Source organism: Aurantiacibacter suaedae (genome assembly GCF_005434915.1).
GTDB classification, from domain to species: domain Bacteria; phylum Pseudomonadota; class Alphaproteobacteria; order Sphingomonadales; family Sphingomonadaceae; genus Alteraurantiacibacter; species Alteraurantiacibacter suaedae.
The window spans coordinates 597,545-609,201 of sequence record NZ_SKCG01000003.1; the positions used below are offsets into that span (position 1 = coordinate 597,545).

At 64.6% G+C, this 11,657-nt stretch carries 8 protein-coding genes; 5 read left to right on the forward strand and 3 right to left on the reverse strand.

Features of this window, described 5'->3' with window-relative positions:
- Nucleotides 1-19 precede the first annotated feature (19 nt).
- From glmU to E0473_RS13760, 4 genes are all read left to right on the forward strand, one after another.
- Nucleotides 20-1,378 carry a bifunctional UDP-N-acetylglucosamine diphosphorylase/glucosamine-1-phosphate N-acetyltransferase GlmU gene (gene glmU, locus E0473_RS13745; RefSeq protein WP_137681444.1) on the forward strand — a complete coding sequence of 453 codons (1,359 nt, stop codon included), beginning with the start codon at nt 20-22 and terminating at the stop codon, nt 1,376-1,378.
- A gap of 40 nt (nt 1,379-1,418) precedes the next feature.
- Nucleotides 1,419-2,036: a hypothetical protein gene (locus E0473_RS13750; RefSeq protein WP_137681445.1), complete on the forward strand. Its 618-nt coding sequence runs from the start codon at nt 1,419-1,421 to the stop codon at nt 2,034-2,036.
- A gap of 75 nt (nt 2,037-2,111) precedes the next feature.
- Nucleotides 2,112-3,935, forward strand: a complete 1,824-nt coding sequence (gene glmS, locus E0473_RS13755) for a glutamine--fructose-6-phosphate transaminase (isomerizing) (protein WP_137681446.1) — start codon at nt 2,112-2,114, stop codon at nt 3,933-3,935.
- Nucleotides 3,936-4,071: 136 nt separating this feature from the next.
- On the forward strand, nt 4,072-6,354 hold the full coding sequence (locus tag E0473_RS13760; RefSeq protein WP_241657512.1) for a putative bifunctional diguanylate cyclase/phosphodiesterase: 2,283 nt from the start codon (nt 4,072-4,074) through the stop codon (nt 6,352-6,354).
- Nucleotides 6,355-6,499: 145 nt separating this feature from the next.
- Here the strand turns inward: E0473_RS13760 and purQ are convergent, their stop codons facing one another.
- Together purQ and purS are read right to left on the reverse strand one after the other, a co-directional pair.
- Nucleotides 6,500-7,171, reverse strand: coding sequence for a phosphoribosylformylglycinamidine synthase subunit PurQ (gene purQ, locus E0473_RS13765; protein WP_137681447.1), 672 nt, complete (start codon nt 7,169-7,171; stop codon nt 6,500-6,502).
- Nucleotides 7,171-7,407, reverse strand: coding sequence for a phosphoribosylformylglycinamidine synthase subunit PurS (gene purS, locus E0473_RS13770; protein WP_137681448.1), 237 nt, complete (start codon nt 7,405-7,407; stop codon nt 7,171-7,173). The genes purQ and purS overlap by 1 nt, the downstream gene beginning before the upstream one ends.
- Nucleotides 7,408-7,580: 173 nt before the next feature.
- Between purS and E0473_RS13775 the strand changes: the two genes are divergently transcribed.
- Nucleotides 7,581-8,762 (forward strand): PepSY-associated TM helix domain-containing protein, encoded by a 1,182-nt coding sequence (locus E0473_RS13775; protein WP_161981619.1) that lies wholly within the window; start codon nt 7,581-7,583, stop codon nt 8,760-8,762.
- Here E0473_RS13775 and E0473_RS13780 read toward each other — a convergent pair.
- Complete coding sequence (locus tag E0473_RS13780; RefSeq protein WP_137681450.1) at nt 8,759-11,656, reverse strand: M16 family metallopeptidase; 2,898 nt, start codon at nt 11,654-11,656, stop codon at nt 8,759-8,761. The two genes, E0473_RS13775 and E0473_RS13780, sit on opposite strands and share 4 nt — an antisense overlap.
- Between the last annotated feature and the right edge of the window lies 1 nt (nt 11,657).

Here is an 11,657-nt window from a genome sequence, read left to right on the forward strand (position 1 = left end):
CCAATAAGGAGAAAGCTACATGACCTCGATCGCCGCCATTGTTCTCGCCGCTGGCAAGGGCACGCGCATGAAAAGCACGCGCCACAAGGTGCTGCACGAGATTGCCGGTCGCGCGATGATCGATCACTTGCTGGCCAGCGTCGAGGCGCTTGGGCCGGAGCGGCTGGTGACCGTGGTCGGCGAAGCGCGCGAACAGGTGCAGCAGAAGTTGGGCGAACGCTCTGTTTTCGCAGTGCAGGAGCCGCAGCTGGGTACGGGCCACGCAGTGCAACAGGCGCAAGACGCTTTGGCCGGGTTCAAAGGCATCGTGCTGGTGCTCTATGGCGATGTGCCCTTTGTGCGCACCGCCACGATGCAAGCGATGATCGCACGGCTGGAGGCGGACGATGCCCCCGCCGCCGTAGTGCTCGGGTTCGAGCCTGACGATGCGCTGCGCTATGGCCGGGTGATCGCCGATGAGGCTGGCACGATCTCCAAGATGGTCGAATACAAGGACGCGAACGAGGGTGAGCGCGCCTCCAGCCTGTGCAACTCAGGCTTGCTTGCTGCGCGGGCGGACGAGCTGTTCGCGCTGCTCGCGCGGGTGGGCAACGACAATGCCCAGGCCGAGTTCTACCTGCCCGATATCGTCAACATCGCGATTGCCGATGGTCGCCCCTGCGCGGTCGTCACCACCGATACGCCAGACGAGGTGGCGGGCATCAACAGCCGCGCCGAACTCGCTGCCGCTGAGGCGCAGTGGCAGCAGTTAAAGCGCGAGGCGGCCATGGCCGACGGCGTTACGCTGCGCGCGCCCGAGACGGTGTTCTTCAGCTGGGATACCGAGATCGCCGCTGACGTGGTGGTGGAGCAGAACGTGGTGTTCGGCCCCGGCGTGTCGGTCGCCAGCGGCGCGCGCATTCGCGCTTTCTCGCATCTTGAGGGCGCGAGCGTGGGTGAGGATGTCGAGGTCGGCCCTTATGCTCGGCTGCGCCCCGGCGCGAACCTGCAAACGGGGAGCAAGGTCGGCAACTTCGTCGAGATCAAGAACGCGACGCTTGGCGCAGGGGCCAAGGCTAGCCACCTCACCTATCTCGGCGATGCCACGGTGGGCGAAGGCGCGAATATCGGGGCGGGCACGATCACCTGCAACTATGACGGCTATTTCAAGCATCAGACGACCATCGGCCCCCGTGCCTTCGTCGGCTCTAATTCGGCGCTGATCGCCCCGGTGACGATTGGCGCGGACGCAATTGTTGCGGCGGGCAGCGCGGTCAGCCGCGATGTGGCCGATGGCGAGTTGCGGATGGTTCGGGCGGAACAGTTGGTGAAGCCGGGCTGGGCCGACCGCTTCCACGACGCGATGAAGAAGAAAAAGAAGGATGCCTCGGGCAAGTAATATGGCGAGATACCCAGGTTCAATATTAAGATTGTTCCTCGTGAGTGGGCTCGCCGCATCGGCGCTGGGCGCGTGCTCTAGCGAGCCGGAAAGTCCTGCGGCCACCGCTTCGCAGGCGCCGTCACCTGCTTCCGCTCCCCCGGCTGGGGAAGCGCCGGGAAACGCGCGAGTCCCGCTCGCCTCCGATACGAAGTCCGCGCAAGCGACGACGCTGTGCGCTGATGAGGAAAGGGCGATCTTCAGCTGCAAGGTGCGCGGCGGCAAGGTCGCCTCCGTATGTCTCGCTAAGGGGGGCGAGGAAGATTTCGCACAGTATCGTTTCGGACGCGCGGACACTGCGCCCGAACTGGTTTGGCCGACCAACTCCAGCGAGCAACTCGCATGGGCCTCGACGATGTATTCGGGCGGGGGTGAAACACAGGTTAGCTTTGCCACCGGCGACGTGCGCTACGTGGTGTACAGCAAGGCTGTGCGTACCAACTTTGCCCCCGGCGAACCCAATGATCCCGCCTTTTCCGACGGGGTGGCGGTGCTTCGCGCGGGGAAAGTGCAAGCAAAGTTCGTCTGCGAGGGTGCCGACCTCAAGCCGATTGATGTTGAGGCGGCGCGAGACCATCTTGAAGAGGCGCCCGATCTGTTCACTTACGATATCGACTAGACGGCATCGGGTGGAGTCAAAGCCGCCAAACCTTGTTCAGTCGATCCAACAAATTCAGAGGTTTGGAGTTTCTACATGTGCGGAATTATCGGCATCGTGGGCAATCAGCCGGTCGCCCCGCGGCTCGTCGAAGGGCTGCGTCGGATGGAGTATCGCGGCTATGATAGCGCCGGGGTCTGCACCTATGACGATGGCGAACTGATCCGCCGTCGCGCGCAGGGCAAGCTTATGAACCTCGTTGCCGAGCTGGAGCGCAACCCCGCGCCAGGCACCATCGGCATTGCCCATACCCGCTGGGCCACCCACGGCGCGCCGACCGAGAGCAATGCCCATCCGCACGCCACGCCGCAGGTCGCGCTCGTTCACAACGGGATCATCGAAAATTTCCGCGAACTGCGTGAGGAACTGCGCGGCACCGGTCGCACATTCGAGAGCGAGACCGATACCGAGATTGTCGTTCATCTCGTCAGCCGAGAGATCGAAGCAGGCAAGACCCCGCAAGAAGCGGTACAGGCTGTGCTGCCGCGTCTGCGCGGGGCTTTCGCGCTGGCGATCCAGTTCCGCGACTATCCCGATCTGCTGATCGGCGCGCGGCTCGGCTCGCCGCTGGTGGTGGGCCATGCGGATGGCGAGACCTATCTCGGCTCCGATGCGCTGGCGCTGGCGCCGCTGACGCAGGATATCACCTACCTCGAAGAGGGCGACTGGGTGGTCATCACCCGCGAGGGCGCAAAGATCTTCGACGCCACCGGCGCGCCGGTGGGGCGCGAACAGACCCGCTCGGGCGCTTCGGCGGCTGCCATCGAGAAGGGCAACTATCGCCACTTCATGCAGAAGGAAATCTTCGAGCAGCCAACCGTGGTTGCGCAGACGCTGCGGAGCTACCTGCGCCCGGTCGAGCAGCAGGTCGCCCTGCCACAGATCGATTTCGATATTTCGGCGGTCAACCGCATAACCATCGTCGCCTGCGGCACGTCCTACTATGCCGGAATGGTAGCGAAATACTGGTTCGAACAATTCGCGCGCGTGCCGGTCGACATCGATTTTGCCAGCGAGTTCCGTTATCGCGAACCGGTGCTTGAGGATGGTGGGCTGGCGCTGTTCATCTCGCAAAGCGGCGAAACCGCCGACACGCTGGCTGCGCTCAAGCACTGTAAAGCGGCGGGGCAGGTCATCGCCGCTGTGGTCAACGTGCCGACCAGCTCGATGGCGCGCGAGGCCGATTTGCTGCTGCCGACTCACGCGGGGCCGGAAATCGGCGTCGCTTCGACCAAGGCCTTTACCTGCCAGCTCGCCGTGCTCGCAGCGCTCGCAGCGCACTTCGCGGTGAAGAAGGGACGGCTCGATGCTTCCGAAGAGGCCGAGATCGTGCGCCATCTGCTCGAAGCGCCTGCCGCGCTGAACGCTGCGCTCGATCATGACGAGACGATCGCCGCAATGGCCCACCTCGTGGCCCCGGCGCGCGACGTGCTCTATCTCGGGCGCGGGGCGGACTTTCCGCTGGCGCTCGAAGGCGCTCTGAAGCTTAAGGAAATCAGCTATATCCATGCTGAGGGCTATGCTTCGGGCGAAATGAAGCACGGCCCCATCGCGTTGATCGACGATAAGGTGCCAGTGATTGTACTGGCTCCTTCTGGGCCGCTGTTCGAGAAGACCGTTTCCAACATGCAGGAGGTGCAGGCGCGCGGCGGTCAGGTAATACTGATCTCCGACGAGGAAGGCATTGCCGAAGCTGGGGAGGGCTGCATCGCCACGATCCCGATGCCGAAGGTGCACCCGTTGATCGCTCCGCTGGTATATGCCGTTCCGGTGCAGTTGCTCGCCTATCACGTGGCCTGCGCCAAGGGGACGGACGTTGATCAACCGCGCAATCTCGCCAAGTCGGTAACAGTCGAATAGTGTGACCATTGCCATTTCCGGGGGCTGTCGCTTTACGCGGTCCTAACCATTTGCTCGCTATGGGCGGCGGGTGAGTGACGGACATTCCGATCTGCCGAAACTGCCGCTGCGACTGAGTCCGCTGCAAGTTCTGGGCTTGAAAGACACCGAAGAAGGCGACTGGTCGCGCCTGCGCAGCCTACAGTACTCCTCGTTGCACAGGGAAACGGTTGGCCGCGCTTCGGCGAACGTCGCCGCGTCGCTGGTAGCGTTTTCGATATATTCTTCCCATGTCGGTATCGCATTGCTGGCCCTCTGGAGTTTGGCGCAGCTCTTGGCGACGCTGAACCTTTTGCGGATCGAACAGAAGTTCTCCCATCTCGATGGACGGCGCATGACGCGTAGCGATTTCTACGGCCACTTGCTGGCGGTCGGCGCGCTGGCCAGCTTGTGGAGCTTCGCCCTGTTCGCCTTCGTGCCGAAGGGGCAGATGGTCGAACATTTTGCGCTGTGGACCATTGTCGGCATGATTGTGGCGGGCGCATCGGCAACGTTGAATTCCGCTCCTGCCGGGCCCGCGCTGTTCGGACTCGTCACCGGGATGGCGGGGTCGATATCGTTTGCCTTGGCCGGAGATTGGTATTTCGTGGTGGTCTGCGCGACCTTTGCCGGCATCGCGGTCGCCAGCGCGATTGCGAACGGCCGGATGTACCTCGCCGCCCGAATTGCCGAGGTGGGGGTGGCGGAAAAGTCCGAGGTGGTCTCCCTTCTGCTGCGCGAACACGAGGCTAACGAGGCGGACTGGCTGTGGCAGATCGACGTCAATCGCAAGGTTCGCTCTCCTTCGCCGCGTTTCGCCTTTGCGCTGGGACGCGACCGCGCCGCAGTGGAAGGGGAGAGCCTTCTGCGTCTGATCGGCGGCGAGATTACGCGCGACGCCAGCGAGGATAAAGGGCTGCGCAAGCTGGCCGAAAATCTGAAGCAACGCGCCACATTTTCCGACCTTCTGGTGCAGGTGCAAGTGCCCGACGGCCATCGCTGGTGGGAGCTATCGGGCGCGCCGATTGTCGATGAGAACGGTACCTTCCACGGCTTTCGCGGGGTAGGTTCGGACGTAACCGCGCAGCGTGACCGCGACGAGAAAATCGCTTACCTTGCGCGCTACGATACGCTTTCGGGCTTGCCCAACCGCCTTATGCTGAACGAGGCACTGGCCGATGCGCTGCGTTATTGCGAGCAGTGGAAGTCGCGCTGCGCGTTCCTGATGATCGATCTCGACCGCTTCAAATCGATCAACGATTCGCTTGGCCATCAGATGGGCGACCGGCTGCTGGCCAAGGTTTCGCAGCGGCTGGCCTCCGTGCTCGGAGAGGGCGAGATGTGCGGCCGTCTCGGCGGTGACGAGTTTGCGGTGGTGATCCGCGATGCCGGCAAGATCGGCAATGTCGAGCGCATTTGCGAAGCCATCATCACCAGCCTCTCCAAGCCTTACAACCTCGATCACCACACCCTGTTCATCGGCGCCAGCGTCGGCTCGGCGATTGGTCCGCGTGATGGATCGAGCGTCGAGACGCTGATGCGCAACGCCGATCTCGCGCTATATCGGGCGAAAGATGAAGGCGGCAATGTCCACTTCAGCTACGTGCCCTCGCTTCACGCCGAGGCCGAGGAGCGGCGCGTGCTGGAGGGCAGCCTGCGCCGGGCCATCGCCAACAACGAATTGCAGCTCAATTTCCAGCCGGTGGTGGACGCCAACTCTGAGGACGTGGTCAGCTTCGAGGCGCTGCTGCGCTGGAACAGTTGCGAGCACGGCAAGGTCAGCCCGGCCAAGTTTATCCCGCTCGCCGAAGACACCCGCCTCATTGTTCCTATTGGCAACTGGGTGCTGCACAACGCCTGCCGCGAGGCGGTCAAGTGGCCGGCCCACGTGAGAATTGCCGTAAATGTTTCGGGCGAACAGCTGTTGGAGCCGGACTTCGCCAATGAAGTGGTGCGCGCACTTGCCGATTCGGGCTTGCCGCCGCAGCGGCTCGAGGTGGAGGTGACCGAGAGCGTGTTCCTGCGCGATGGGCGCACCGCGCGCGAAACGCTGGAGAAGATTCTCGCGCTCGGCTGCACCGTGGCGCTCGACGATTTCGGTACCGGCTATAGCTCGCTTGGCTATCTGCGTTCGCTGCGCTTCTCCACAATCAAGGTGGACCGCAGCTTTGTGCTCGGTGCCAGCGAGGGCAGTCAGGAAAGCGTGGCAATCATCAATGCCGTGGTCGCCATGGCGCGCAGCCTTAACATGACCACCACCGCTGAGGGGGTGGAGGACAAGGAACAAGCACGGATGATCGGCGACCTAGGCTGCGACAAGATTCAGGGCTACTACTTCGGCAGACCAATGGTGGCCGAAGATGCCCGCAAGTTGCTGCGGATGAAGCGCGAGGCTGCCTAGCTTTCTTTCCGATCACCCCATCCGGGCGATCGTCCTCGGTGCTGATCCCTCCACTGCGTTGCGGGGCACCTGCGGGGTGCGCGCTCGCGCTTGCGGCCCCGAAGGGGCCGTTGGGAGGTAAGGTCAGCGTTTGGCCTGGTGGCGCTTAGGCGACCGCGAGGTTCGCGAAGATGCTCTCGAACATGGCACGGCCGTCGGTGCCGCCTTGCGCATCTTCGATGGCGCGCTCGGGGTGCGGCATCATGCCGAGCACATTGCCCGCCTCGTTCAGAACACCGGCGATGTCGCGCTGCGAACCGTTGCAGGTCTCGCCATAGCGGAAGGCCACGCGGCCTTCGCCCTCGATCCGGTCAAGCGTCTCGGCATCGGCGAAGTAGTTGCCATCGTGGTGGGCGACAGGAATGCGGATCGTCGATCCGGTGTCATAGCTGCGGGTGAAAAGGCTCTCAGCGTTTTCGACTTTGAGCGGCACGGTGCGGCAAATGAAGGTTTGCCCCGCATTGCGCATCAGTGCGCCCGGCAGCAGCCCAGCCTCCGTCAGCACTTGAAAGCCGTTGCACACGCCCAGCACCGGCACGCCGCGGCCGGCCGCCGCGACCACGCTGCGCATGATCGGGCTGTTGGCTGCCATCGCGCCCGAGCGCAGATAGTCGCCATACGAAAAGCCTCCGGGCAGGGCGATGAAGTCGAGGCTGTCGGGCAGCTCGGCATCGCCGTGCCACACGCGGATCGGCGCGGTGCCGGAAATCTTCTCGATCGCCACCGCCATGTCGCGGTCGCAGTTCGAGCCGGGAAAGGTGATGACTGCGGCGCGCATCAGGCGGCCACCTTCTCGATGCGGTAGTTCTCGATCACAGTGTTGGCGAGCAGCTTCTCGCACATCTCGGCGAGTGCCTCGTCGCTGGTGGTGTCGGCCACTTCCAGCTCGATCAGGCGGCCGATGCGCACGTCCTCGACGCCGGCAAAGCCGAGGCCATCGAGCGCATGATGCACAGCGCGACCCTGCGGATCGAGAACGCCGGGCTTCAGGCTGACATGGATACGGACTTTCATGGGCTTACTCGCGAATGGAATTTCAAACCGGGTGTGAACCGGCCTATGGCTATTGCCGCGCCCGCGCACAAGGGGGCAGGTGCGCCCAGCCACAACAGATTATTACAATTGCGCCGTTGTGCCGACAACACACGGGTTCTACCGCAAATGTCATCCAAACATGGAGGGGGCGTATGAGCCAGTCGCGAAAAAGCACCATCTCAGGTACCGGACAGCGGTTGAAGGGGCGCCCCCATCTCTCACCGCGCGCGCGCCGACAGAAGCTCTGGCTCGACGTGCACCGCTGGCTAGGGATCATCCTGCTGATCCCGATGGCGGTGCTGGGCGTGACCGGCTCGGCACAGGTCTGGCAAGATGAAACCGAGGCGCTGCTCAACCCCGCGCGCGAGGTGGCGGCCAGTGCCGATCCCGCCGCGCTGACCGTGGGGCATGTGGCGGCAGCGCGCGCAGCGGCAAGCGACTATGGGCCGCTGACCGCAATCGAGATCGGCGATGTCGGCACCCCGCTGGTGGCACGCAGCGCGCCTTATGCCGAGCCGTTGCACGGCATTGCGGGGCCGGTTTCGCGGCTGATATATGTCGACCCGGATAGCGCGCAGGTGATCGACAGCGCCCCCTCCTCGGGCAGCTTTATGTGGTACATGCATTTCGTCCACGGGCTGTTTCTCATCCCCGACGGCGGGCGGCAGGTGGTCGGCTGGATGGGCTGGTTCCTGCTGGTCTCCGCCGTGACCGGGCTGGTGGTGTTCTGGCCCGGCAAAGGCCGGATCGTTGCCGCGCTGCGCTGGCGCAAGCGAGATGGCAAGGCGCTGAACCTGCACCGGCAGTCGGGCTTCCTGCTGTCGCTGGTGATCGTGGTCGAGGCGGTGACGGGGGCGTGGATTTCCTTCCCGCAGGCGATGGCATCGCTGGTCGAGCCGGGTGTCGAGCAGCCGCAGCGCCGCCGTCCACCGCCGCCCGGTGGCAATGGCGCGCCGCTGGCGGTGAGCGACGAGGCATGGCTCGCGGCACTCGGCGAAGCGGAAATCGCCTTTCCCGGACGACCGAAGTCCATTGCCGCGCCCACCGAGCAGGAAGGCTCATGGAAGATCGAACTGGCGGGCGAGGGCGTCGACGGTTCGGTCAGCGTACCCGTCGGTGGCGGCGAGGTAACGGTCAATGAAAGCGAGCAGCGCGCCGGACCGCCGCCGCCAAGCACCCGAGCGGGCGCGATCGCGACGGTCATGCGGCAGCTGCACTATGCCACCATCGGCGGCATCGTCTGGCAACTGCTGGTGTTCCTGAGCGGGTTCGCGCTGACCTTCCTCGCGGTCTCGGGCATCTACACCTGGGGCAAGCGCAAGCTGGGCCGTTAGGGCTGGCTGCTCTGGCTGGCTTGCGGGCGCGGCATCACCGCGATCTCCAACCGTTCGTCGGGGATAAGGAACCGTTGCGCCATCGCGGTCAGATCGGCGGGCGTGAGCGCGGCGATCTTGTCGCGCCCGGTCAGGAACCGCTCGGTCCGCCACGGCTCGGACTGAACCTCGTCGGCAATCTGCAACCAGCCGCTGTTGGTGTCGAGCAGGTTGTCGTAAGCCTCCAGCATCGGCTGGCGGGCGCGCAGCAGCAGGTCTTCGTCGATCCCGCCATCGCGCAGCCTGGCAAGCGTTTCCAGCATGGCCTCGCGCGCTTCGTCGACATGCTCGGCGCTCAGCGAGGCCGAGAAGCTGAAGGTGCCGTAGCCCGGATAGGTGCGCGACTGTTCGGCATTGGCCGAGGGTGAATAGGTCTGCCCCAGTTCCTCGCGCAGCGAATCGGTAAGCGCGATCCGCGCCACCCGCTGCAACAGTTCGAGCCGCAGGTTGGTGTCGTGATCCTTATCGTCGGTGGTCGGCCAGAGCATCGTCAGGGCCGCCTGATCGGCGGGGCCATCATGATACACTACCCGCGGCGAACGATCCTGTGTGAAGCTGCGCGAGAGGTTCTCGGTGTAGGGCCGGAACGCGGCCTCGCGCTGTGGCAGCGCGCCGAGAGTGCGGGCTATCAATTCAATCGTACGATCTTCGTCGATGTCGCCCACAATAGTGAGTTCGATCGCGCCGTGGTCCAGCCGGTCGGCAATGCTGGCGCGCAGTTGATCGAACGTCATGCCGAGATAAGCGGCTTCGTCCTGGTAAGAAAAGCGCGGGTCGCCATCGCTGATGATGCGACCGCGCGCGAAGCCCAGAGCGGCAGCGGGCGTGGCGTTGCGGCGGGCGAAGAAGGCGCGCACGTTCTGCCGCGATTGCGCTTCGCCTGCCGACCGGAAGCCGGGATCGGAGAGCGCGGCGGCGAAAAGCTCAAGTTGCAGTTCTAGGTCGTCGGGCGTGGTGCCCGCGCCCATCTGGAAGCGCGATTCGTTCGAGGCAAAGCCGAACGACACATTGCGCCCGGCAAGGATCGACAGCAGCTCGTCATAGCTGTGCTTGCCAAGCCCGCCCTGCGGCAGGAAAGAGGCGAGCCCGGTCGCCAGCGGGTTATCGCGCGTGTTCAGCAGGTCGCCCCCATCGAGGTTGAGCCGCAAGAGCACCCGGTCAGCCTGAAGATCGGTCTGCTTGAGGTTGAGCATAACCCCGTTGGCGAATGTAACTTCGCGAATGCCCAGCTCGGGCTGGCGCATATCCTTTGCCACCACGCCGGGTGTGCCGAAATCCTGATAGGCAAACTCCGTCAAAGCCTCGTCGGCGGGCGGGCTGACTTCGCGCTCCATGCCCTCGCTCCAGGCGGTGCGCAGAGCTTCGGCGCCGCCTTCGGGCGCGGCTTCGCCTTCGTATCGGATGAGCGGATTGTCGAGCGGCACCACCTCGTCGCGCATCGCCGCCAGCACCGTGCCGGGCGTGATCTCGTGCGCATGAGCGGTAAAGCGTTCGAGCGCGCTTTCGGGCGTGGTCGGCACCTGTCCGTCGCGCAGCAGCGTGACCGCGCCGGTGACGAAGGTGGAGTTGGGGCGGGTGGCCGCACCTGCGGCATTGGCGGTGATCGCGGCGCGATAGTTGGCAAGCTGCTCGGCCACTTCCGCCTCGGTAAAGCCGTAGGTCAGCGCGCGGCGATATTCCTCCTGCGCCGCTTCGAGCCCGCGCTCCCACGCGCCCGAGATCGCATAGACGGTGAGCGAGGTGGTGCGCCCTTCCTTGCCGACATCGCTGGTGGACAGGCCCGCAGCGCGGAATGGCGGATCCTCCAGCCGGGTTAGCCGCTCAAGCCTTCGGTTGATGATGTCGTAGCCGATCGCGCGCCGCAGGCGGATGCGCCTTGCTTCTTCGGTGTCAGGCCCGCCCAGCCAGGGGCCGTGACGGCTCACCGTGATGCGCTGGGCGAGGGCGGGGTCGAGATATAGCTGGGTCTTGCCGGCAAGGTCGAAGTCGACTGGCCCCATCGTTGCGGCCGGCATCGACTGCTCGGCCTGCCAGTCCTCGAAACGCTCGCGGATCATCGCCTCGACCGCGTCGGGATCATAGTCGCCCACCACGATCAGTGCGACGTTATCGGGGCGATAGTAATGGTCCCACAACGCCTTCAACTTCGCGCCGGTGGCCGCATTCACAGTTTCAGGCAGACCGCCCGGAAAGCGCTGCGCCATCGCCGAGCCGGGATAAGTGAAGGCCAGCGAATCCTTGGCCGAACGCTGCTGATAGGTGTCGCGCACCGAGATTTCGGAGAGGATAATCCCCCGTTCGCGCTCCACCGCCTCCTCGTCGAATGTCAGTTCGCTGGCGGTCTCGCGCATCAGCATCAGCGCGGTGTCGAGCAGCGCAGGATCGTTGCGCGGCAGATCAAGCCGGTAAAGCGTGGTATCGAAGCCGGTTGAGGCATTGGTGTCGGCCCCAAAGGCCAGCCCCTCGCGTTCGAGCAGCTTCACCATCTCGCCTTCGGGCAGATGGGTCGATCCATTGAAGGCCATGTGCTCGATATAATGCGCCCAGCCTTGCTGTTCGTCGGTCTCGGCGGCGGAGCCGAAATCGACCCACAGCTGCACCAGCCCCTGCTCGGGCGGGGTGCCATTTGGGCGAACGATGTAGCGCATCCCGTTGGCCAGCACGCCGGTGCGGTAAGCCGGGTCTTTCGGCAAGTCGCTGGCGGCGAAGGGCCAGGGATCGGCGGGGGCGGCCACCGCCGCCTCGGCCGCATATTCAGGCGCCTGCGCCGCCGCCGGAGTGGTGAGGGCAAGCGAGAGCGCAAGCGCGGACGAGAGCGTCGCGAAAAGCCGCGCGCGATAGGCAGGACGTGTCATT